Origin of the sequence: Paenibacillus sp. FSL K6-4396, from assembly GCF_038002525.1 — a bacterium.
Classification (GTDB): Bacteria; Bacillota; Bacilli; order Paenibacillales; family Paenibacillaceae; genus Paenibacillus; species Paenibacillus amylolyticus_B.
In genome coordinates this window covers 3,224,645-3,249,460 of sequence record NZ_JBBOCR010000001.1, presented here as the reverse complement: position 1 = coordinate 3,249,460, position 24,816 = coordinate 3,224,645, and the positions used below count along the sequence as shown (strand labels likewise).

21 protein-coding genes are annotated in these 24,816 nt (G+C 44.1%); 2 read left to right on the top strand and 19 right to left on the bottom strand.

Annotated features, from left to right (window positions below; all coding sequences use genetic code 11):
• Positions 1-18: 18 nt before the first annotated feature.
• From MHB85_RS14130 to MHB85_RS14080, 11 genes are all read right to left on the bottom strand, one after another.
• Complete coding sequence (locus tag MHB85_RS14130; RefSeq protein WP_341073102.1) at positions 19-2,148, bottom strand: serine hydrolase domain-containing protein; 2,130 nt, start codon at positions 2,146-2,148, stop codon at positions 19-21.
• A 194-nt stretch (positions 2,149-2,342) separates the two neighbouring features.
• Entirely contained in the window at positions 2,343-3,704 is a 1,362-nt protein-coding gene (locus tag MHB85_RS14125) for a sensor histidine kinase (protein WP_341073100.1), read from the bottom strand.
• A complete protein-coding gene (locus MHB85_RS14120) occupies positions 3,701-4,375 on the bottom strand; it encodes a response regulator transcription factor (RefSeq protein WP_091016510.1) in 675 nt (224 codons plus the stop codon). The genes MHB85_RS14125 and MHB85_RS14120 overlap by 4 nt, the downstream gene beginning before the upstream one ends.
• Before the next feature lie 222 nt (positions 4,376-4,597).
• Complete coding sequence (locus MHB85_RS14115) at positions 4,598-6,685, bottom strand: serine hydrolase domain-containing protein (RefSeq protein ID WP_341073099.1); 2,088 nt, start codon at positions 6,683-6,685, stop codon at positions 4,598-4,600.
• A 36-nt stretch (positions 6,686-6,721) separates the two neighbouring features.
• Entirely contained in the window at positions 6,722-8,176 is a 1,455-nt protein-coding gene (locus MHB85_RS14110; RefSeq protein WP_341073097.1) for an alpha/beta hydrolase family protein, read from the bottom strand.
• A 130-nt stretch (positions 8,177-8,306) separates the two neighbouring features.
• Complete coding sequence (locus MHB85_RS14105; protein WP_341073095.1) at positions 8,307-9,290, bottom strand: alpha/beta hydrolase; 984 nt, start codon at positions 9,288-9,290, stop codon at positions 8,307-8,309.
• Between the two features lie 126 nt (positions 9,291-9,416).
• Positions 9,417-10,403 (bottom strand): alpha/beta fold hydrolase, encoded by a 987-nt coding sequence (locus MHB85_RS14100; RefSeq protein ID WP_445739034.1) that lies wholly within the window; start codon positions 10,401-10,403, stop codon positions 9,417-9,419.
• Between the two features lie 217 nt (positions 10,404-10,620).
• Positions 10,621-11,991, bottom strand: a complete 1,371-nt coding sequence (locus MHB85_RS14095; RefSeq protein ID WP_341073091.1) for a sensor histidine kinase — start codon at positions 11,989-11,991, stop codon at positions 10,621-10,623.
• Positions 11,988-12,662: a response regulator transcription factor gene (locus MHB85_RS14090; RefSeq protein ID WP_017688634.1), complete on the bottom strand. Its 675-nt coding sequence runs from the start codon at positions 12,660-12,662 to the stop codon at positions 11,988-11,990. Before MHB85_RS14090 ends, MHB85_RS14095 begins: the two co-directional genes overlap by 4 nt.
• A 73-nt stretch (positions 12,663-12,735) precedes the next feature.
• Positions 12,736-13,269 (bottom strand): GNAT family N-acetyltransferase, encoded by a 534-nt coding sequence (locus MHB85_RS14085; RefSeq protein WP_341073090.1) that lies wholly within the window; start codon positions 13,267-13,269, stop codon positions 12,736-12,738.
• A gap of 45 nt (positions 13,270-13,314) precedes the next feature.
• On the bottom strand, positions 13,315-13,920 hold the full coding sequence (locus MHB85_RS14080; protein ID WP_341073089.1) for a TetR/AcrR family transcriptional regulator: 606 nt from the start codon (positions 13,918-13,920) through the stop codon (positions 13,315-13,317).
• Between the two features lie 282 nt (positions 13,921-14,202).
• On the opposite strand from MHB85_RS14080, the gene MHB85_RS14075 reads away from it, so the two are divergent.
• Positions 14,203-15,642: a DHA2 family efflux MFS transporter permease subunit gene (locus tag MHB85_RS14075; protein ID WP_341074227.1), complete on the top strand. Its 1,440-nt coding sequence runs from the start codon at positions 14,203-14,205 to the stop codon at positions 15,640-15,642.
• Between the two features lie 97 nt (positions 15,643-15,739).
• Here the strand turns inward: MHB85_RS14075 and MHB85_RS14070 are convergent, their stop codons facing one another.
• From MHB85_RS14070 to MHB85_RS14060, 3 genes are all read right to left on the bottom strand, one after another.
• Positions 15,740-16,972 (bottom strand): cytochrome P450, encoded by a 1,233-nt coding sequence (locus tag MHB85_RS14070; RefSeq protein ID WP_210108066.1) that lies wholly within the window; start codon positions 16,970-16,972, stop codon positions 15,740-15,742.
• Between the two features lie 211 nt (positions 16,973-17,183).
• On the bottom strand, positions 17,184-17,471 hold the full coding sequence (locus tag MHB85_RS14065) for a hypothetical protein (protein WP_341073087.1): 288 nt from the start codon (positions 17,469-17,471) through the stop codon (positions 17,184-17,186).
• A complete protein-coding gene (locus MHB85_RS14060; RefSeq protein WP_341073086.1) occupies positions 17,468-18,610 on the bottom strand; it encodes an NAD(P)/FAD-dependent oxidoreductase in 1,143 nt (380 codons plus the stop codon). Before MHB85_RS14060 ends, MHB85_RS14065 begins: the two co-directional genes overlap by 4 nt.
• 295 nt (positions 18,611-18,905) lie before the next feature.
• On the opposite strand from MHB85_RS14060, the gene MHB85_RS14055 reads away from it, so the two are divergent.
• A complete protein-coding gene (locus MHB85_RS14055; protein WP_091016528.1) occupies positions 18,906-19,721 on the top strand; it encodes an AraC family transcriptional regulator in 816 nt (271 codons plus the stop codon).
• Here the strand turns inward: MHB85_RS14055 and MHB85_RS14050 are convergent.
• The 5 genes from MHB85_RS14050 to MHB85_RS14030 form a co-directional block, all read right to left on the bottom strand.
• Positions 19,718-20,359: an HAD family hydrolase gene (locus MHB85_RS14050; protein ID WP_105598610.1), complete on the bottom strand. Its 642-nt coding sequence runs from the start codon at positions 20,357-20,359 to the stop codon at positions 19,718-19,720. The genes MHB85_RS14055 and MHB85_RS14050 overlap by 4 nt on opposite strands.
• 39 nt (positions 20,360-20,398) lie before the next feature.
• Positions 20,399-20,992, bottom strand: coding sequence for a DUF1349 domain-containing protein (locus tag MHB85_RS14045; protein ID WP_341073085.1), 594 nt, complete (start codon positions 20,990-20,992; stop codon positions 20,399-20,401).
• A 95-nt stretch (positions 20,993-21,087) separates the two neighbouring features.
• Positions 21,088-22,314: an MFS transporter gene (locus MHB85_RS14040; RefSeq protein ID WP_157116118.1), complete on the bottom strand. Its 1,227-nt coding sequence runs from the start codon at positions 22,312-22,314 to the stop codon at positions 21,088-21,090.
• Positions 22,315-22,412: 98 nt separating this feature from the next.
• A complete protein-coding gene (locus MHB85_RS14035; protein ID WP_091016533.1) occupies positions 22,413-23,444 on the bottom strand; it encodes a zinc-dependent alcohol dehydrogenase in 1,032 nt (343 codons plus the stop codon).
• A gap of 42 nt (positions 23,445-23,486) precedes the next feature.
• Positions 23,487-24,794 (bottom strand): aminotransferase class III-fold pyridoxal phosphate-dependent enzyme, encoded by a 1,308-nt coding sequence (locus MHB85_RS14030; RefSeq protein ID WP_192131716.1) that lies wholly within the window; start codon positions 24,792-24,794, stop codon positions 23,487-23,489.
• Positions 24,795-24,816: the final 22 nt, after the last annotated feature.

Sequence of the window (24,816 nt, the reverse complement as noted above, 5' to 3'; positions counted from 1 at the left end):
CTCTCCTGTTGAGTTCATTTACTTTTTTAATGAAATTTGAAATTGGGAACCAGCCTCACCAGCAAATACAATACGGCCGTTTTCGGGTAAAACAACAACATTCTTACCGCTAACCACGCTGTGATTAATACAAATTCCGTTCTGATCATAGATAGCAAAGGCTCCTTTTGCAGGTAACTTCACTGTCATGACTTTTCCTTTCGCAGTAGCGGGTACCGAAAACCATTTGGCATATCCATCTGTTTGAATGGTTGTTGCGGATTGTTTACCGGAATAGATTGGTTTTACCAATCCCTCACTGGCGAATACATAACCTGAAAATGTAAGATACTCTCCTCCGTTCTTTTTGGAGAAATGAATGTCCATCGGTTCTCGTCCGGCACTACCCGGAATCTGCAATTGATTGGCTGCTTCGCCTGCTCCAATAATTTTATTATTGGACATATACCCTGGATTCTCTTTATTCAATTGAATAGGCAGGATCGATGTAGCATTAAGATAGAGCATGGATGTGTATTTCGCATTCACCAGATAATATTTTTTACCATCACGCTTTGCCCATGCAGCGTTAATCTCCTTGGGTAATGTATTGGCTTTGAGCTTCTCCGCATTATATTCTGAGAGAGCCACCTGTCCGAGTCCTGGAACGGAGATATAAGATCGAGACCACAGGTAGGTGTTCCCATTTTTCTCCACAACGAATTTCAACTTTTCTGTACCATCATCACTCACAAAAGTACCATCTGATGTATAGGTGTATTCTTGAACCGGATTACTTGGAGCCGAGAGAGAGGAGAGCGTCATTTGTCCTGCCTTATTTATTTTGATCTTCGTAACTGAATTATTGCCACCATAATTCCCTGCAAACTTGGAGATTTCTTTAGGCATATCAGCCTTCACAGGTACACCAAATGATTTTTCCGGTTTCCGTTCTTTAATAATGCCCTTTTCTTCAAGTGCGCTAAGTAATAACTCACTCGCAATGAATTGATTGGTTATGCTTGCTCCGCCTGAAGAGATCACGGCTGCAGCCATGTTGTATTCCGGAAGTACGACGAGTGAAGAATGATAAGATAACGTATCTCCACCTTTCGTAACAGCCTTGATGCCGTAGTCACTGAATGGGAACAAGTCCACACTATCCCACCCTAATCCGTAAGACATAGAAGAATCACTATCCTCTGGCCACATGCCTCTTCTGTATTCTCTTTGCTCCATGGCTTCTACCGACTTGTTGGAAAGAATCCCTTTGACCTCTCCTGTGAAGATTTGCGAAAATTTCACCAGATCCTTAGCGGTGGAATATAAGCCTCCTGAAGCTATGATATTATAATTCTCACGTGGAAGCTGCCCCTTATACACAGGAGAGTAGATTCCCGCCATTTCTCCCGTATTAACTATATCCTGTGGTGTTTTGGTATGATTCATTTTCAGAGGCTCTGTAAAATTTTTGTGTATAAATGCCGTAAAGCTCATACCAGTGACTCTCTCAACCAGAATTTCAGCTAATGTAAATCCATCGTTAGAGTACACCGAATACGCACCTGGCTTTGCCATCAGATTCTGGGTCGCCAATTGATCCAAAAAGGTATCATGTGCATAGGTATCATTGTCCCCATACAGTATAGCACTACCGACAGAGGTTCCGAAAAGCCCGGCCGAATGATTCAGCAACATACGAGGTGTAATCTGTTTGTATCGTTTGTCTTTCATTGTAAAATCAAGCATATAGTTCACAACAGGCACATCCAAATCGATCTTGCCTTCATCAACCAGCTTCATTACAGCGGCTGTAAGCATCATTTTACTGGTTGAACCAATGCCATAGATTGTGTTCGAAGTAAGTGGTACCTTGTCGTTTAGATCGTTCTTGCCCGTTTGACCGGACACCGTAATCTCTCCACCATCAATGAGCGCATATTGCAGACTCGTCGTACCGTACGTTTCAGTCAGCAACTTAGCTTTTTCGATTACGGTTTTCTTTGTTGTCTCATACGTAAGGTTAATGCTGTTATTGATGGCAGCCGGTGCGGCCATTGCAGACATTGGGGCAAGTATCGTCAGCATGAGAGTCACAGCAGCTATAGTATTTCTCTTTCTTGCTCTCCTCACACTCATCTTCAGTTTTGTTACCTCTCTTGGTTTCATTCTTGCATCTACTCCTGTCTTCATCATTGTGTTAAGCCACCATAACGTGGGCGCTAAAGACAATATAACAAACCAAGATGTCCCCCTAATGACTGCAACATGAACGGAGGATGAACAGGCAAAAAAAGTTTGCATCATCATACGCAAGGAGGTTTATACAGGGTGTCATAGCCTAGTGAAGGCATGAAATCCAATCACTCTGTGGGTGTTGTGATTGGCAAGATGACGATGAAGGTCGTTCCTCGTCCATATTCGCTCTCCACCCGGATGTCCCCTTGATGAAGCGAGACGATCTGCTTTACAATAGCTAGTCCCATACCGCTTCCTTCATATTTCTGACTGTGGGAACGATCAGCTTTAAAGAATCGGTCAAATATACGCTTTTGGTCTTCCGGGAGAATACCAATACCCGAATCCGATATGCGGATCGCCACGTTCTTGATATTCTGTTTGATCGTGACGTTAATTCGGGCACCATCTTCGGAAAATTTGATGGCATTGCCGAAGATATTGATCCACACCTGATTTAACTGGTCATAATCGGCCGTGATTTTGGTGGGCTGCAAATCAAGATTGATCTGAATGTTACGGGCCGACCATTGGGGTTGAATAGCAACAATTACTCGTCTGATCTGTTCATCCAGACTGAGCGTGGCGAGCCGCATTTGCAATGATTGAGATTCAAGCAAACTCAGCTTTAGCAGACTATCACTTATTTTGGACATTCGTGCAGTTTCAGTGATTATAATGTCGAGATATTCGCTTCTTTCGTCATCCGGGAGGTCTACCTGCTTGAGCGCTATAGCAAAACCGGAAATGGAAGTAAGCGGAGACTGAACTTCATGGGACACGTTTGCTACGAATTCCCTGCGCATCTGCTCAAGCTGCTGTAAATCGTGCATCATCTCTTCAAAGCTGCGAGCCAAAGTACCTATCTCACCCTTTTGTTTAATATTAAGCTTGACGTTGAAATCTCCAGCAGCTATAAGCCGGGTCGCTTCTGTCAATTTTTTGATCGGTCTTACCAGAAAAATAGCCGCAATTAGTATCAATAGGCTTCCTGCTAACAAGGAACAAATCAAAAAGGTTACAACAAACTTGATAAGAAATGAGGTGGAAGAGGAAGTGAGGGGCTCTACAAACATGGCTATGCTTCCCATTTCAGTTTTTATCGGCAATCCCAAGAAGATCGTATCGATTCCATTAACTTGGAGCCTTTCCCCATCCAGCACTTTCTTTACTTGTTCCGTCGTCACCGGGAAAGGTTGTTGTTCTTTAAGTTCTCCGTAGGATTGAAACTGACCCGTAGCTTTATAGATTCGAATGTGGTAAGAGTTAAGTTGTTTCATTTCACTTATAAACATTTCTGCTTCGCGTAGAGGCAATGTCTCGTAGATGCGGACGATATCCTGGCCAAAGTCAAGCAAGGAGCCTTGTAAGTTTTCGTTTAATTTATCTTGAAATATCCAGGTTGTAGCAAGAAAAGAAAGGATTGTGCCCCCGATCACGGAGACCAGAAAGGTCAGGACTACACGTGTATAGAGGGAACCTCTCACTCCTGCACCTCTAGCCGATAACCAAGTCCCCGCACCGTTTCGATACGAAAATCGGAGATATCGGCAAAACGTTCGCGTAGACGTTTAATATGCACGTCTATCGTTCGATCATCGCCAGTATAATTAATTCCCCAAACTTGATCAATTAATTGCTCCCGCGTATAGACTTGTCCCGGCAACCCAGCAAGTTTATACAATAATTCGAACTCTTTAAGCGGCAAGGTGAACGACTCTGCACCCCTCAGGACCTTATAAGTCTGCCGGTTCAGAATAACGTTTCCTAATTGGATGGTTTGCGTTAAACCTATACGATATCGTTTCAACAGTGCCTTGACACGAGCCATCAACTCAAGCGGATCGAAAGGCTTCGTCATATAGTCATCTGTCCCGAGCTGAAATGCTTGTACTTTCTCCCAGGTCTCGTTTCTTGCCGTCAACATTAGTAACGGAAGATCCGGATTGGCTCTTCGAAGTTCCTCACATAATGCCCATCCGTCCATGACCGGCATCATAATATCAAGAATAACCAAATCGACTGGCGTGGAGGTATAGATAGCCAGGGCCTCCTTTCCGTCTACGGCGTTGATGGTTGTAAATCCGTCGTTGCGCAAAAATAAACAGACGAGTTTGCGAATGTTCGCATCGTCGTCAGCAACTAATATCGTAGGCATCGTTTCCACTCTCCTAAAAAAGAATATAAATATATCTTCTTCTTTGCATAATTCCATAAACAAGTCCCGCTGCTCCCACATATATCCTGAGTCGGCGTTGCAAGCTGCATCTTTCTAACTGAAGTGACAAACTAATTATAGTTAAATTGAACAAAAGCAGCCGATTACTTTGATCGGCTGCCTTCTTAGTTTCGGTAAACATGCTACCTTACCAGAATTCATCTATTTCAATGAAATTTCAAATGTGGAACCAACATCACCTGCAAATACAATGCGGCCGTTCTCTGGTAAAACAACCTCATTCTTACCGCTGACCACGGTGTGATTAATACAAATGCCCTTTTGATCATATACGGCAAAGGCACCATTTGAAGGCAGTTTAACGTTCATGACTTTTCCATTCACCGTTGATGGTATAGAAAACCATTTGGCGTAACCGTCTGCTTGAATCGTTGTTACAGATTGTTTGCCCGAATAGAGTGGTTGTACAAGTTCCTCACTGGCGTATATGCTACCTACAGCTGTGATGTACTCCACTCCGTTCTTTTCGGCGAAATAAATCTCCTTGGTATCACGTCCAGCCATACCAGGGATCTGAAGCTCAGTGACTGCTTCGTTTGCTCCAATAATCTTGTTATTGGACACATACCCCGGAGTCTCCTTACTCGTATAAATAGGAAGAATTGATGACGAATGGAGATAAACTGTTGATGTATACTTCTGATTCACCACGTAATATCTTTTACCTTCACGCTGTTCCCACGAGGCGATAACATCCTGGGATAATTCATTGGCTTCCAGCTTCTCCGCTGTATATTCGGAGAAAGCCAACTGCCCAAGTCCTGGCAAGGATATATAAGATCGAGACAACAGATAAGTACGTCCATTCTTCTCCGTAACAAATTTCAACTTTTCTGTACCTTCATCGTTAACAAAAGTACCATCTGTTGTATATGTGTATTCTTGAGCCGGATTACTCGGAGCTGTGAGTGTGGACACAGTCATTTGTCCAGCATGATTCATTTCAATCTTTTTAACCGAATTATTGCCGCCATATATACCTGCATACGTGGAGATTTCTTTAGGTATATCTGACTTCACTGGCACGCCAAACGATTTTTCCGGCTTTCGTTCTGTAATAATACCCTTTTCTTCAAGTGCGCTGAGTAATAATTCACTAGCAATGAACTGATCTTTGGCACTTGTCCCACCTGAGGAGGTAACGGCTGCAGCCAGATTGTATTCCGGAAGTACGATTAATGAGGAGTGATACGATATGGTATCCCCACCTTTGGTAACAGCCTTGATGCCATATTCACTGAATGGGTACAAGTTCACACTATCCCACCCTAACCCGTAAGATATAGACGTATCGCTATCCTCCGGCCACATGCCTCTTTTGTATTCTTCTTGCGCCATGGCCTCTACCGACTTACTGGAAAGAATGCCTTCGACCTCTCCCGTGAAAATTTGTGAGAATTTCACAAGATCTTCAGCGGTGGAATAAATGCCTCCCGTAGCGATGATATTATAATTCTCTTGAGGAAGCTGCCCTTCAACCAAAGGAGAATAGATTCCCGCCATTGCTGCCGGATCAACCACGTCCTGCGGTGTTTTGGTATGTTTCATGTCCAGGGGCTCTGTAATATATTTGTGTATAAATGCAGTAAAGCCCATGCCACTAACTCTTTCGACCAGAATCTCCGCTAATGTAAAACCATCATTACAATATACGGAGTATTCTCCTGGATCTGCTTTTAGATTCTGTAGCGCCAATTGATCCAGAAAAGTGTCATGTGAATACGTGTCATTATCCCCGTACAATGTAGCATTGCTGCCGGAGCTGCCCAGCAGACCGGAGGAATGATTCAACAACATGCGTGTTGTAATTTGTTTGTATCGGTTATCTTTCATTTTAAAGTCAGGGATATAGTTCACAACAGGCTTATCCAAATCAATCTTGCCTTCGTCAACTAGCTTCATTACAGCAGTGGTAAGTACCATTTTACTGGTTGAACCAATGCCATAGATCGTATCCGACGTAAGAGGTACCTTGTTGTTTTTATCGTTTTTACCCGTCTGACCGGACACCACAATCTCGCCACCATCGATAAGGGCATATTGCAGGCTTGTAATTCCATGTTTCTCGGTGAGTAACTCGGCTTTCTCCATCACCGTTTTCTTGGTTGGTTCATACGTAAAATCACTGCTACTTGTAGCAGGCGCGGCCATTGCAGACATTGGAGCTAACATCATTAATGCCATAGTGAACACGGCGATTGAAGTGCGTTTTCTCTTTTGTCGTCCCATTCACATCATCTCCTGAATTTTAAGTGTTTTGGTCGTTTAAAGTTCCTTAGGATCTATAAATTTCACTTCTGGATACATGTCGCTCGGTTCCTGAATCAGATCTCCACCCGTTCCTTTCAGCTGCTTGTTAAAGAAATCGAGTACATACTGATTTACGATGTTTGATCCTCTTTTACCCTTGATGTCTCCTGTGATCCCGGACAGTTTAACCAGTTCCGAATAGAACTGAAGGTCCGTGAAATTGAAGTGCTGGGTTCCTTCTATATAAATCACATTTCCCCCATGATTAATAACATTTTTCATAATGTGCAGCTCATCTGAAAGAAATTTAGTTACTTCATCATCGGAATTTCTATCCGCTTCAAAATTGGCTAACCAGTCTTCAAAATTTCCCGATCGGATGAACATAAACGGCTTGTTTATATCATCTCTATTTTCCACTTCATATAGTGACCCATCCATATTAACCCCGGCCTTGATTCTCTGATCTAAATACGTTGCATTAAACGCAGTTGCACCCCCAAAAGAATGCCCCATCGCGCCGATGTGATCTAGATCGATCTTCCCTTTAAATTGACTTTCGATTGCACCTGAATTCAGCTTTTCGATTTGATCGATTACAAATTCCACGTCTTTCGTCCATATATCCCCTGTTTTTGTACGTTCATCTAGTGTAGTCGTACTTTTTTTATAGTCCGTTACACGGCCATCTGGAAAAAGGGTAGCAAAGGTGCTATACGTATGATCGATGGTGACCACGATAAACCCATGACTGGCCAGATTCTCCGCCTGTGATGCTTGTAGAACTCTACTGGTTCCCATGCCATGAGATAGCAGTACCAAGGGATAAGGACTTGTAGAAGGTAATATTTCTACATTTTCATAAGAGTTGGTTTGACTATACTTCCAGTAGTCGAGCACAAATTCGGGCAGTTTTAAAGAAGCAGAGAAGCTCTGAATATACTTTTTGAACCTCTCTTTATCTTTTGGAAATAGCGTGTCACGCTTGATATTATTCCTATTTTCAGTAGGGTACCAAACTTGAACCATGAGTTCCCTCTTATCACTTTGATCTTCAGTGAAGACTTCATCTCTGTTCTGATCTGTAAAATGAAAGGTTTGAGTACCCACTTTCTCTGGACCATCCGGCTTCGGCAAATTAAAGACAGGTAAGTATGCAGACAAGGCAGTAGAACCAACCAGCAGAATAACGATTAAGGAAGATAAACTATATTTCAAGAACTTCCCTATTTTAAGATTCATCATCTTTTCGGAATGTCTGAATAAAACGATGATTATGAATAGAGCCGTCATGATATATACCAAAAGCAACTGCCATCTGTATCCCTCAACAAACAATTGAACTAATAATATAACGCTACTTCCTATACCCAAACCCAAGCCTACTTTCTTTGCACTTCTTTTCATAAATAGTAGGTCTGCGAGTAAAGCGAAACAGGATAGAACTAACAGTATCTCAAATAATCTCATTTGAATTCCTCTCTCTTTCATCACGGACATCGTCCGAATTAGATATATTATGGAAAAGCCGCCCCGCAGGACGGTTTCTCACATTCGTTCATGCACCTTGTTAGTTAAAGAGTGTACGTCTACACCATAATTACTTCGCTTCGTTCATAAAAGCTCTAAAGTCTTCAGCAATTTTTTTGAATTGAGTGTGATGTAAATAATGTGAACCATCCATTGTAATCACTTTCCCATGTACCGAATCTTTGATCTGCCCTTCATGCAGCGGTATCCATCCTTCTACACCTTTATTATTGGCTTGTACAAAGAGAAGAAGTGGAAGGTCTTTAGGGAAGGTTAAACCTTGTGCACCTTTAAAATTGGAATAAATATGTTCCATCTCGTTTAATGACGTGGGATTATACATGTTTTTATTCGAGATCATTCTCATTTGCTCAACTGTCTGTTCATCGAAAGCAAGTCCCTCATAGGGGTCTGCACCCACTTTCATCATTAATCTTAAGAGACCTGTATTTCTGAGGAAAGCGAATGTTTTTAATGGGAACTTTGCATCTGTAATACTTGGTTGGGTGGATACACTGCTATCAATACCGACAAAAGCAGTTACCTCATCCGGATATTTGTTTACATAATCAATGCCGTAAATGCCCGCAATGGAGTGACCCATGAGCATGTAATGCTGAATATCCAGTTGTTGCAGAGCTTCATGAATTTCACTTACGATATTCTCTGTGGTTCTTTCTTTTTCAGTTTCATCACTTAATCCATAACCGAATGGCTCAACAGCAACCACTTTGTAATATGGAGATAATTCATCAATAAGCAATTTGAAATCAAGCACTGGTGTTGCTGTTCCATAACCGGGCAGAAGCACAATCGTTTCCTTGCCTTCACCCTGAATGAGCACATTCATATTTTTCCCGTCTACAGATACATGCTGACCGTAAGACTCGATCTTTTTCGCCTCAGAATTACTGCTGATTACATTTGTGATATAAACAATACCCAGAAATAGAACAATGGCAATTAAGATTGCTCCTAGTATTTTAAGTATAATATTTCGTACCTTCTTGGCCCTGGTACTATTCTTGGCTTTCTTTCCTTCTGGTTGTGTCACGCTGATCTTCTCCTGTCTTGAACCGCTTATTGGACTTGCTTCATTGCCGTTAATGAAATCTTATCCAAGGAAGATGTACTCCCCGTGACGTCAATATGAACTGAATATGAACAAGCTAATTAATATTTACCGTTGCGTCATAAACCCCCTGAATTTTTCAGCGATTTCTTTGGCATGGGAACGGTATAGATAATGATTTGCTTCCAGTAGCACCACTTCACCACGCGCAGAGTTCTCTATTAACTTCTCATGTTCGGGAACCCAATTGTCCACTGCAGGATGATTCTTTTGAAGAAAGAAAAGAATCGGGAGATCGACTGGGAACGTTAACTGTTCAGCTGCTTTAAAATTGGAATACATGCTTACAATCTCGTTTAATTGAGTTGAATTAAACATGTTCTTTTGTATCAAAATGTTCAATTGTTCTTTGGTTTGTTCATCATACGGTAGCCCAGCATATGGATCATCACTCATTTTCAATTGCAAACGCGGGAAACCCAAGTTACGGTACCATTGAATCGGTACGATTTCTGATGCTTCAACCTTCTGTTCACTAATCGCTGGAACACTGGTATCCAACCCAACATATGCACTTATTTCATCTGCATATTTGTTCACATAATCCAGACTATAGATCCCCGATATGGAATGCCCCATCAAGATATAACGATCAATATGTAGACTCTGTAACGCTTCGTGGATTTCACTGACGATATTTGCCGTACTGCGTTCCCTTTCGGTCTGATCACTTAATCCATAACCAAAAGGTTCAACCACGACGACTTTATAATATGGGGCTAGCTCCGAGATAAGGGGCTTAAAATCAAGTGCAGGTGACGCTGTTCCAAAACCAGGCAGAAGCACAATCGTTTCCTCGCCTTCGCCTTGAATGAACACATTCATATTTTTCCCATCCACGGATACATGTTGACCATAAGGCTCCATTCTTTTTTGCTCCGAATAACTGCTGATTTTGTTGACGGTATATACGGTAGCTACAAAAAGTAAAATTGCTAAAATGATTGCGCATAGTACTTTAAACAAAATGCTTAACACTTTTTTGGTTTTGCTTTTACTCTGAACTTCTATGTCTGTTTGTTGATTCACATTCATCTGCTCCTATCCTCATCTGTATATTAGCCCGGCAGGCTGCTTAAGAAATCCTAATCAAGAAAGATGTACTCCCCATGACCGGAATATGAACGGAGTATGAACAAGCAAAAAAAATGTCCTATGTAACATACAAGGAAGCTTGCATGTTACATAGGACATGGACATTCGGTTTAGATAATCCGATGGATATTCTATTCATTGACCCTATCCTGTGAGCCTAACTATCCGTTGGTGGATGGATGGGCAACGTGACAATAAAGGTCGTGCCTTGACCAGGTTCGCTTTCCACTCGGATGTCACCCTGATGAAGGGACACGATTTGTTTAACGATAGCAAGTCCCATACCACTCCCGTCATATTTGCGGCTGTGGGAACGATCTGCCTTGAAAAAACGGTCGAATATACGCTTCTGATCTTCCAAGGGAATTCCAATGCCCGTGTCGGATATTCGAACAGTCACATTTTTGAAGTCCTCTTCGATACTGACTTTAATCATACCGCCATCCTCGGAAAACTTGATGCTATTTCCGATGATGTTTGTCCATACCTGATTTAACTGATCGTGATCAGCCGTTACCTTCACATTCTCCAAATCAAGCTCGAAATGAATGTTGCGCCCAGACCATTGCGGCTGAAGCGCCACAATGACCCGCCTGATCTGTTCATCAAGGCTTAAGGTGGTGAGCCGTAGTTGCTGTGACTGCGATTCAAGTAAACTCAGCTTGAGCAGGCTATCGCTCATTTTGGACATTCGTTTTGCTTCAGAGATGATAATATCCAAGTAACGGTTTCGTTCTTGCTCTGAGAGATTTACTTGCTTCAGTGCCGAAGCGTAACCCGATATCGAGGTGAGCGGAGATTGAACCTCGTGCGAAACATTGGTAACGAATTCCCTGCGCATCTGCTCCAACTGCTGAAGATCATGCATCATTTCTTCAAAGCTGCGGGCCAACGTACCAATCTCCGTCGTTTGTTTAATGTTCAGCTTGACGTTGAAATCTCCAGCTGCAATCCGTTTGGTCGCTTTGGTCAATTTTTTGATCGGTCTAACCAGATATACAGAAGCAACCACAATCAACAAACTTCCTACAATCAAGGAACAGCTTGCAAAAATCAAGCCAAACTGGACCACAAAAGAGGCTGAGGGCGGTGAGAGTGTTTCTAGAAACATCGCTCTTGTACCCGTTTCCGTCTTGATCGGTAGCCCCAAAAGAACGGTAGCAATACCTTTAGGTGTGTCCTGTACAACCCCTCCGTTTAACACCTTCTTGAGTTGATCCGTCGATACGGGGGATGATTTATGTTCGTTAAGCTTCCCATAAGACTGGAAATTGCCCGTTGCATCATAAATTCGAATATGATACGAATCAAGTTGTTTCATTCGACTAACAAATGATTCTGCTTCATCAGCAGGCAGCGTCTTATAAATCTGCACAACGTCCTGGCCAAAGTTGCGTATGTTAATTCGGGCATTTTCGTTCAATTTATCTTCGAATATCCAGGTTGACATAAAAAAAGAAATAACTGTACCAGCGATGACAGAGATCAGAAAGGTGAGCACCACACGAATGTATAATGATCTGATCATTCATAGACCTCAAGTCTGTACCCTAGCCCACGCACCGTTTCAATCCGAAAATCAGGTGTCGTCGCGAATCGTTCGCGCAGGCGCTTAATATGTACGTCTATTGTTCGATCATCTCCCGCGTAATCAATACCCCATATCTGATCGATTAATTGCTCACGTGTATAGACTTGTCCTGGTGTTCCAGCAAGCTTATACAGCAATTCGAACTCCTTAAGTGGTAACGTAAGCGACTCCGTGCCTCTCATCACCTTATACGTCTGACGGTCCAGAATGACGTTGCCAAACTGGATTGTGTGTGTGGAGCCGATTTTGTATCGTTTCAGTAATGCTCGGACACGAGCGGTCAGCTCTAATGGATCAAACGGTTTGGTCAAATAATCATCCGTACCCAGTTCGAATCCTTTCACCTTCTCCCAAGTCTCTCCTCTCGCCGTCAGCATGAGTAACGGGAGGTCGGGATTGGCTCTTCGAAGTTCTTTGCACAGTGCCCAACCATCCATGACAGGCATCATAATATCAAGGACGACCAGATCCACTGGAGTTTCGCCATATATAGTGAGAGCTTCCTTACCATCCGCAGCTTCCACTGTGGTGAATCCATCGTTTTTGAGAAATAGACAGACGAGTTCACGAATGTTTGCATCGTCGTCTGCAACGAGTATAGTAGCCATATGTTTTTTCTGTCCTCTCCGTTACGTTTAAATATATAGTCCAACTTGTATAGTAAATAGTAAAACATCTTGCTTATAGTATATCCACAGCAAACATCGTATGTTCTTTCAGCGTTCCCTGGATTGGCACAGGCTGTGACCCATTCTCCTTGAATCCTGCTTTTTGAAGGACACGGATGGAACCTGTATTATCGGGCACAGCTCCAGCTTCGATTCGAGTAATTTCAGTTTCGTGTTTGGCAAATTCCATTACACATTGCAGGGCTTCGCTCATATACCCTTTTCCTTGATGCAGAGTATCCGTCACATAACCAACGATCCATTTAGAAGTAGAATCCAGTATGATCTCGAACAAAGAAATTTCACCGACGAGTTCATCCGTTGTATGTAGAAAAATACCAAAAGAATAACGATTTCCTTCTTCTCTCTTCTTGTTCCAGCTCTCAATGAGTGCCCTTTGCTTTTCCAAGCTGTAGTAAGAGTCATCCCGATTACTTGCAGAGGTTCTCTCAATTGCATCACGATTTCGAACCTGTAGATCCAGAAGCAATGAGGCATCTTCCACCTTCCAAAATCGTACATAGATACGTTCTGCACTATATTTCATTACATTATCCCTCCTCTATTAACGTTAGGTGCAATTGTAGCATGATTATATCAGGTCATTATAAGAGTACGAGCGAATCAACGAGAATTGTTTAGCCAGGAAATGAGGGGAATATGGCATATCATTACGCAACCAAGCCACAATGGTACCGATTAGAGCAGACGAACCATACCAGATGGCAATTTCCTTGTGAATGCCGGAATCCTCCAGAACATCTTCCATTTCGGCTCGATCTATCTTGGCTTTGACCAAGGTACTTAACAGTTTCAGGAGTCGTTCTGTGAAAATGGGTGTGCGCTTTGTGGCAAGTACCACCTGATAGAACGAGGCGTTCTCTGCAAAATGCTCCAGTAACTTGACCAGAACAGGCCAAGCCTCTTCCGTCCTTTGCTTCTCAAAGTGAGGAGCATATTCAACCACGATCCGTTCAATCTGCTCGATCATCTCATCGGCCATCTTCTCCATCATATCCGTAATATCACGATAGTGCAGGTAGAAGGTTACCCGATTGATCGTCGCTCGTTCGGCAATTTTGTTCACTGACAACTTCTCAATATCCATTTCCTGCAGCAATTCAACAAATGCACCTCGAATTAACTGACGCGTTCGCAATATTCTTGGGTCCACGGCTGATTTCTTCTCATTTTTCACGTGTATCCCTCCCATCAAATTTTAAACATTACAATTTAAAACAATCAGTCGTTTATTTTTGATTTACACAACAAATTCATTTTATTTGTAAAATAAACGACGAAAACACGTCATAACGTAAATTGTAATCTGTCCGAATATGTATATAATTCAATAAATACAATGTAAACTATACAACACGTTGTAAATTTAGTCACGCGTGGATTGAAAGGATGAAAAGGATTGAGTCAGGCTAGAATACAAGATGAATTATCCGTAAAGAAAGGTCCCATCCTGTTTATCATGATTTTGGGAGCCTTCCTTGCAACGTTGAATCAAACGATCATGAGTGTCGCTACACCCGAACTGATGGGTGATTTTAACATCTCCGCCGCAACAGCACAATGGTTAACGACAGGTTACATGCTGGTGAACGGGGTGCTTATCCCCATTACGGCCTACTTCATGCAACGCTTTTCAACCAAGCAACTATTCCAAGCTTCCATGTTTATTTTCCTGATTGGTACCATCGTATCCGCTCTTGCAACCAACTTTGGTACATTGCTGACAGGACGTATGATTCAGGCAGCGGGTGCCGGCATTATCATGCCGCTCTTGATGCACGTTATTTTGACCTTGTTTGCCCCTGAAAAACGAGGATCTGCGATGGGTATGGTTGGTTTTGCCATCATTTTTGCCCCTGCAATCGGGCCTACCCTTGCCGGTTATATCCTAGAGAACTACTCTTGGCAAACGATGTTCTACGGCATGATTCCATTAACTCTTATTGTTATTGCTTTTGCGTTTGTATACCTGAAGAATGTATCCGAACGGGTCAACACAAAGTTCGACACAATCAGTGTGGTGCTCTCCACGATCGGATTTGGCGCATTGCTCTATGGTTTCAGCAGAGCAGGAAGTCTGGGATGGTCAAGTGCAGAAGTTCTTATCTGTATTGCGGCTGGAATTGTTTCTCTTGCCCTGTTTACATGGCGTCAGCTCGTTTCCGAAACTCCGCTGCTTGATCTGCGGGCTTTCAAATACAACATGTTCTCCCTGACAACGGTCATCAGTATCGCGATTACAATGATCATGTATGCTGACATGATGTTGCTTCCCTTGTATCTCCAGAACGCACGTGGTTACACTGCACTGGAGTCCGGATTATTACTTCTGCCGGGTGCGCTTGTCATGGGCTTCCTGATGCCAGTAGCCGGAAAATTGTTTGACCGATTTGGTGCGAAATGGCTGGCTGTTATCGGGATGGTGATCACCATCGTAACGACAATTGGTTTCATCGACTTAACAGATTCAACCAGTTATGGTTACCTAGTATTAATGTCTACCGGCCGCCGGATTGGTATGGCTTTGCTCATGATGCCGATTCAGACTGCGGGGCTTAACCAACTGCCACCAAGACTTGGTGCACACGGTACAGCTATCTCCAACACCGTCAGACAAGTGGCTGGCGCTGTAGGTACTTCATTGCTCGTAAGTGTCATGACCTCCCGTACTACGGCACACGTACAGGATATGATGGCAACTGGTGCAGCCAATGGTCTCAGTCAAAAACAGCTTGCTACAGAATCCATGATCCAGGGTATAAATGATGCTTATGTCGTTATCATCGGTATCGCTGTCGTGGGATTGATTCTTTCCTTCTTTATTAAACGTACCAAACAAGCCAAAGAGGAAGAAATCAAACAGGTTGTAAGACAAAAAGTTTCCATGAATTCAAATTAAGTTATCCAGCCTCATACTTGCACAACAAAGCGGCAGATCAAGACGTTCACGTCTGATCTGCCGCTTTTTAGGTTGTCCAATGATGAAGCTCATTACCTTAGCCGACAATCTTCACTGGCAGATGGGTCAATGACTGTCCCGGAGCTGAAGTGGCCAGATTATTCTCCAGATCAAAGGACTCCACCGGTTCAATTCGAGCAATCTTCTCAACAAATGCAGTCAAGGCAATGCTGAGTTCCATTCTTGCCAGCGGGGCACCCAGACAAAAGTGTGGGCCATTGCCAAAGGTAAGATGTCTTTTATTATTATGACGATGAATATTTAACTCAAACGGGTTTTCAAACATCTGTTCATCCATATTGGCTGCACTCATCCAAGAGATGACGACATCTCCTTTTTTTAAATCCACTCCGAGCAGTTGGTTATCCTGCTTCACTGTCCGATGTCGCTTGGCATTGTGGAACCGATAACGAAGCATTTCTTCCACTGCTAGCGGTACCAACTCCGGATTCTGTCTAAGTTCTTCATACAGACTCGGGTCATCGTACAGGAAGGAATAAAATGTATTGGATACCATATGGCTCGTTGTCTCTATACCGGCTCCAAGCAGAAGCATGGTCGTGCGAACAACCTCATCCTCCGTGAACTTCTCCCCCTCAACATCAACGTTCAACAGATCGGTAATGATATCCTCACCAGGATGAGTCCGTTTATGAACTACAATAGGATACAGGAATTGATAGTACTCTTGCGCTGCAATTTGTTTTTTCAGTTCACTCTCTTCAGCAGTCTTCGGATTGGTAGGTTGAAACAGAATATCTACCCAGTTCTTGAAGCGATGACTGTCTGTGAGAGGGATGCCGAGCAGATCAGCCATAACCATCGAAGGCAGCGGAGCAGCCAACGCTTGAACAATATCAATGGTCGTATTTGGCTCAATATCTGCTACCAGCTGCTCTGCAATGTTGCGAATTCGTGGCTCCCAGTTTTTCAGACTACGTGGTGTAAAAGCAGCGGATAACAACGAACGACTTTTTTGATGACGGGGCGGATCGATACTTGAAATGTTTAATTTGTCCGGAGGTGTGCCTTCGTTATTCTTCGCTCCCACCGCAATGGTCGTTCGAGTTCCTTCGGCTGAAAAATACTCATGATTGCTGAGGACCTGCTTCACATCATTGTATCTGAACACATTCCAGGTATCTGTATCTTCGTGATAGTAGACAGGATGCTCGGACAGCATTTTTCGAAACCAGTGCAGTGGGAAAAACTCTTCAGACCTGGACTGAAACCCCGTGATGTCCTCAACACGTATCACTTCTTTATACATTTGGAATCCACCTCTCAGCATAGTTTCGTGATTGGTTACATGGGTACCTGAATTGACAGTTCAGCACCCACATCCATTTTATACCATACGTTCATTTAATGGTATAAACCATTTGAACTAAATCACAAAAACCCCTTAAATAAGGGGTTTTTGTGTATACACAGCGTATATTTAAGTGTCAGGGTTTCAGAAAAAACGAGATATGAGCCGATTAATCGCCTAGTTTCGTCAATGTTTCCTGTAGTTGCTCCAGTTGTTCAGACAGGGTTTCAATCAAGTTCCTCGTTTGGCTTGCCTTCTCCATTAAGACTTGCTCGTCCGAACCGTCTATCGATGCATTACCGATTGTTGATGACTTCAATTCTGACAATTCGCGTTCGTATGTTTCTTGTTTCTCCAAAGCGATTCGCAATTCTTCTTTTGTCGTACCGATCTGATGCTCCAGATATATGATGTCGGACAAGTTCGCTCCATCGGATAAACGTTGTGAATATGTCATGACTCACCTCTTTTAATATCATCCATTGCTTTGCCAACAGTATAGGGCTCAATATCGATATCCAGCTCCATGCCGAGAGCTAGTTTCGCCAGTTGACTCCCGATAAAAGGACCCATGGTCAATCCAGAGGCACCAAGTCCATTCGCGGTAATCAGACCTTGCCACCCTGGGACAGCCCCCATTACTGGCAGAAAGCCAGGTGTAAACGGACGGAACCCAACTCTTACTTCCTGGAATGTGCTATTGGCTAGCCCCGGCGCCAGTTCCAGACCTTTGTTCAAAACTTCCTGCATGCCCCCTGCAGTGACTCTTGTATCATAACCCTCCACATCATTTTCATGAGTGGCTCCAATGACAATCTTCTGTTGATCAAAGGCCAGGAGATATTGGTCAGACGGGGGCATAATTACAGGCCAACGGCCTGTATTCTCCTCATCCGTCACATGTAAATGCATAATCTGCGCCTTTTGATAATGCACTTTAAAGTGTATGCCTAGTGGCTTCAGCAGTTCGTTGGCCCATGCACCTGCACAGACAACGACTTCATCTGCCAGGAAACTCTGATCATTAACACTCACACCAATGACCCGATCCGCTTCGAATTGAAGCGTGGCGTCTCCATGGATCACTTCCGCTCCATTTCGCTGTGCAGACCGGATCAAGGCATCGCGCAGCGCTCTTCCATCTATACGTGCAGCACCACTGATATGTACCGATTGATAACGTTCATCCAGCAATGGAAAACGTTCACGGGTTTCTTTGTCATCAAGAGGTGTAATGTCGCCAATCTCCGGCGCATCTGCTTTTCGAAGGTGTGCCCGTTCTTCCATCTTGTTGATTTTATCCTCATCCGTATGAAGGCTGAGCGCGCCCACTTGAGCATAACCGGTTTCCATTTCTCCTTCGGCTTTAAGCTCCGCTATGATGCCCGGATAGAACCGCGCACCAGCCTTGGCGAGCTGATACCAGTCCTGATTACGTCGCTGTGACAGCCATGGACAGATGATACCGGCAGCTGCATCCGTCGCCTGTCCTATATCTTTTCGATCTACGATAATTACCTCTGCGCTCCGCTTGGCTAATTGATAGGCTGTTGATGCCCCCAGAATACCCGATCCAACTACGATGACTTTCTTCATGTTTGCATCCCTTTCTTTAATCACTCATTCCTTATAGCGTATACCGTTTCGCATTCTGTTGGCAAGGCAGGCATACTTTTGGATCCATAAATAGATGCTGATCAGACCACAGTTCATACTCATTCACCCAATAAATAATTGCTGAAGCATTTATATGAAAACGTTTTATATATTGTTCGTCATTCAATTAAAATTATTCCATTTATGTAATATAATTCTTTCTAGGTTTCTTTTAACGCTGTAACCACGCCACTTACGCACATGATCCTTTAACGAAAAGAGGAATAACACGACGATGCCGAAACCTAGTATGGGGAATCCGCTGGATACCGATATGCCGCTCATGATTACAGGGCAAAACCAGTTGACCGTTGATGAATTGATGAATTGGAGCGACCATTCACGGGATTACAGCATTGTACAGTGCATCGGAGGAACCGGGCGAATCGCAGCAAAGAATCATGAATTTTCGATCAAAAAAGGGACCGCTCTCATTCTGTTCCCGGAGGTAACCTACCGTTACCACAATCTGAGTGATTCATTACGATTTGATTGTCTGTCTTTCAATGGCTATTTGTTGCCACGGTTCTTGCATACCTTGCAGATCGGGGAGCTGCGCGCCTTCAAGCCGGACGGAATGCTTCATATCCTGTTGCGTGAAATTACGTTGGCGCTGCAGTCCCGGCACAAGGATCAGATCTGGCACGTATCTGCATTACTGTACATGCTTTTGGTCAGATTAACCATTGAAGGTGAACGCTATAGTGCTTACGAACGTTCTGATGCCCGATTAAGATTGGATGAACTCATTACTTTTATCAAACAAAATTATCATCAGGATATTTCTCTCCCCATGTTGGCTGAGCAGATGGATGTTACCGAGCAGCACCTCAATCGGATATTCAAAAAAGAATTTCAAATGACTCCACTGGAGTATCTGATGCGATATCGGCTGTTGAAAGCCAAGGAAATGCTCATCGAAAATAACGCTACTACCGCTCATGAAATAGCCGAAGCTGTTGGTTTCAACAGTGCCAGTTACTTTGGATCAGTGTTCAAAAAATACGAAGGGATCTCCCCTATCGAGCTACGCAAGCAGTATCTGGATTAAAGCGCCTCCATATCGATCTCGGCCAGCGAGGATAACCGCAGTTCATGCATGGCGAATTCCAGACCACGTGTTACCTCGTTAGGCACGATGATGCAACGAATACCTGCTGCATTGGCTGCCTTCAAGCCATTAGGTGAGTCTTCGAACACAATTGCTTCGGAAGCCTCGATCCCAAGACTCTGGAGAGCAAGAAGGTACAGTTCAGGGTCCGGTTTCACTCGCTTCACATCCTCGGATGTATGAACGACTGTGAAATAATCGAAAATGCCTAATTTCTGCAAGTAACCATGCACCCAGTCCCGTGTGGAGCTGGAAGCAACCGCAAGTTGAATCCCCTTCTCCCTCGCAGACTGAAGCAATTCATGCACCCCTGGAAGAATGGCGGCCTGTCCCAAATAGGCTTCGTACTTCTGTTCTGATAGCAGCTTGATATGATCATGATCTATCTTTTTTTGGAGCGCCTGCTCCAGATACAGAAATGGATGAAACTCCTCAAAGGATGTCCCCACATTTTTCGACCAAAGCTCCAGACCAAGTTCTACTCCGTGCTCTTCATAAATATCGCGAAATGCATAGTACCAGGGTGTCTCTGTATCCACAATGAGTCCATCAAAATCAAATATAAATGCTTTTACCATGAACCTGTTCTCCTTCCAATGATCGGCCGGGGGAGCGGATTAGAACCGTGCGGTCAAGTCCGGATGAGTAACGTTCACGGATAAAAAGTGACACGTACAGCCCGTTCCAGTCGGCGATTGTACAACTAATCCAGCTCGAAGTTCCCCTTGAACCGGCATGCCGAAATATCGAATTAGTTTCCACTCTTCACCATCGGGTGAATAAAAGAATGATATGCATCCCTCTACTTTGCGTATACGCAGATAGGGATTAGGTACGGAGACTTCAACCGAATTGCAATCATCGGATGAACCATCACGTGTCACCACCGACACGATGGTAGGCACTTTTCCATCATATTCAAAACAAATTTTGCACCAGTTACGATCATCCGCCATCACCATCAGGCATCCGGAATCATATTGATTTTTCATATCAACGGTTAATTGGGTTGTAATTTCGAAATCGCCAGGCACAGGCATGGACAAGAAAGGAGCAGTTGCACGAATGTGTTTCCCCGCTGGATCTTGGAAAAAGTCGGTGTCCGCCTTCGCTTCCACCAGCACGCCTCCCTGATCCGTATAGGACCAGGTTTCGGGCTCGTTCATCCAGCTCCATTGCTTCCGTGCTTCTGTTGTCATTACGTTAGTCATTTGTTAGTAGCCTCCCAAGTTAAAATATGTTCTAGAGGTTGTTCTAGTTTTTTTCTGTACTACATATTCGCTCCAGATACAGTAAACCCCTTTTTCTACATATTTTTGTAAGGTTCCAGCACTTGGGAGTGCTTTTGCGGATCTGGCAAGAAGAACATAATAACCATGAGTACGACATATAGACCAAGAATTACACTGAACAATAGTGTTGGATTGTGATGGTAGAGCAGGCCCGTCAGGTAACCGGATGGAATGGCTGTAAGCGTCATGACGGTCTGCACGGCCGAGAACATATCGGCTTTCTCATGCGTACCCAATCGGTTCATCAGCAGGGAATCCCGGTACGTCTGCAAAATGAAGTTACCCGCAGCGAGCACGATTAGCGTGAGAAACAACATTCCTATATTCCCCACAGGGATCAATAGAAACAGAATGGCTCCGGCCGTGCTAAGCACAATGGAAAAACCAACATACTTTTCCTCCGAACGCCGTTTCAGTCGCGGAATGATGACCAGATAGAGCAGCATGACGGTTACCGCAGTCACTACTGGGATAAACGAAATGACACGGTCATCAAATTTCAACTGTTCCTTGAAGAAAATGACCTGGAAGAAATTCAGCTGCAGAATCAGATTGGATAACACCGTAATCAGAATAATCGGAAAAAGTCTCCGTTTGTAGAACGATTTGCCGAACAGGCGCAGACTGGAACCCAAACTCTGAAGTACACGGGTTTTACTATGCAATCCCATAAGTTCCTTGCCGACCTCGGTCTCATCCGTGTATCGGTTACGTATGAAGAACATGGCGGTCATGAGGATGCCTCCGACAAAGTAAATGCTGGCGAGTGTAGGTACAATACCATAATCAGCAATGACCACCCCGGCAATCGGCGTGAGTACACCAGCCCCTGTAATAATCATGTTGAGAATAGCAAATACCTTGGATCGTTTGTGTTCCTCGACATCCTCTATGATCAGACAGTTAAAGGCAACCGTTACAAACTTGGATGTTGCATTAAGTAAATAAGCGATCAGGAACAGCCAGAAGTTCTGAGAGAAGGCCCAGATGAACATAGGAACACTCCAGGCAAGCAGATCAAAGATCAGCGTTGTTCGTTTTCGGCCCAGCTTATTCGTAATGGAACCTGCAAACAATTGAAAGATAAAGGCAAAATAAAGATTCACCGAATTGATTAAACCGATTTCTATGTCCGAAAGTCCGGCTTCCTTCATATATAAAGGAGCGTAGAATAGAACGATCGTGCCCGGAATGGCCCATACCGGTTCGAGTAAAATGGAGTAGCGTGGATTCTTCGGCAAATCTTGAAGCAATTTCAATCGATATCCCTTCCTTCTGCGGTTTTCACCGCTGCGAATTCCAACTTCTCGCAGCGGCAAACCCGCTAATGTCTATATGCTTATAGGATAAGAGCTGTTTTGACCGAATTCATCGGCAACTTCTCTCCAGTATGCATGTCATAACCAATCGTTCCATTAAAGGCCTGTTCATAATCACTCAGCAGTTCCTTGGCTGTCACCATCTGTTCCAGTTCCGGGATGCTTTGGGCAAATTTCAGTGCCGTACTGATCATCGAGTGATTAGCAACCGCACCGATGATACTAATGCCATCATTAATCACGGCTGTTGATTTGAACGTCACCTCATAGCTGTCGTCATATCCCATAGGAATAATCTTGCCGCCTTTGGCAATCAGCTCAAACCCTACATGAAGCTGGTTACCAACCGCGTCCACTACAATATCAAACTTTTTGTTATTATTGATCTCGTATACTTTATCGAGAGTCAGATCCTGAGGATAGAACACGTGATCCGCGATCCCTGAAGCGAACTCTTTGCGGTATGGATCAACTTCCGTGCCTACAGTAAGCCTTGCCAATCGTTTGCTAACAAGCTGACACAGGGAACCGATTGCTCCAGAACCGAGGACCAGTACAGAGTCACTTGGCTTAGTCCCTGCTTTCATGAACGTCTGAAGTACACATCCCAGTGGTTCGATCATCATGGCCGTTTCCCAACTCATGGAATCCGGGATAGCATAGATATACTTTTCGTCCCCAACAAAATATTCAGCAAAGGTTCCGTGTGTCGTCATCCCTACTTGGTAGTCATCAAAATTCTCGCAGTAGATGAACAGACCCTCACGGCAGTATGAGCAGGTACCGCAAGATTGTGTGGGATCAACCAATACCCGATCACCGATCTTGAAACCACGAACTTCTTCGCCCACCTCAACCACTGTGCCTACGCCTTCATGACCAATGATCGTTCCTTTATTCGCCGGCACTTTGCCTTTGACAATATTCAGATCTGTACCGCAGATGCCTGAACCATAGATTTTAATTTTTACCTGGTTTGGCTTTTGAATGGTTGGCTCCTCAATCTCCTGGTAAGTCACCTGTTTGAGATCCTGATATACGAGTGCTTTCATTGAATAATTCCTCCTAGTCGATTGTCGATTATGATCTATGGATTAAGCTTCAAACGTTTTCGAAAGTTGCATCGCATGAAGATGTTCCTGCTTCTGAATCTCTTTCCAGTCTGACAGGATCTGCAACAGCGCTTCCTCGACCCACAGCAATTCTTCCCGTGTATGGGCATCTGAGAAAATCAAGTAACCTTTGGTGAAGATGCCGAAGTGAGCCATTCTCTTTACCATGAACTCGCGGAAAGGGTCCGTTTGAAAGTTATCCTCGGCCAGAGATTGAATGCAGAAGCTTGCATACGTCCCCTTCACTTCCAATTGATCTGTTAATCCGAGTAATACAAGTTCAGATTCCAGACGATCCATGATCCGGGTTGCCGGATCACGCCAAGTCGGCCACACTTTCGCATTTTTCATTAATCGTTCACAGGCAATGGCTGCCGCGAGCGCTGTTGTTTCGCTGGAATGGGCATTGCTGAATCGGACCTGTCCCGACAGAGACATCAAGTGCTCTGGCCCCAAAACCGCTGCGAGCGGTAACCCGTTTGCCATACCTTTGGAGATACAGAGCAGATCAGGCCAGATGTCATATTCTCCTGCTGTAGCCTGTTTGCCCATTCGAATACCGGAAGTGACTTCATCGAATATGATAATGATGTCCAGAGAGCGGCATAGGTTGACGACTTCCTCCAGTGCCTCCCTTTTCCACTCGTTGGGACATAAAACAATACATGCGATATCCTCGGGAGATGAGGTAATCTGGGCCTCAATTCGCTCCGCAGTAGGTTTGTTGACCCAGATCGTTGAACGCTCGATATCCACTGGAATGCCCCGTTCTTTCGTTTGGCCACCATAATAGCCGTATGCGGACCAATCATGCCACCCATGATAAGCCGTCGCAATAACCTTGCTTTTGCCACTTGCGGCACGAGCAAGTCGTACGGCCCCACTCACTGCATCGGCACCACTCTTGGTGAAGCGCAGCGACGGATAACGACCCTCGAACCGCTCCAGAATTAACTCGGCGCATTCAAGCTCGATGTCGGCCGGAACCGAGAAGCTAGTCCCTTTTTTCAGCTGGTGAATGACGGTTAATTGGACTTCATGCCTCGCATGGCCCCAAGACGCCGTACCCATGGCCATTTCGCAATCCAGCCATTCATTACCGTCGATATCTGTAAATCGGGATTTGTAAGCCTCTGCACAACATACGGGTGTATGCCCCGGAAATAAACGTTCAGGTGCTTTGGCTAAAGTGCTGCATCCGCTCGGAATTACCTTTTCGACTTGCTCCAACCACTCCAGATTACGGGTAAATCTTACGGCACGATCGAGCGTGCTCTCTTTTTCTTTCACCTTAAGTACCTCCCTGTTTATT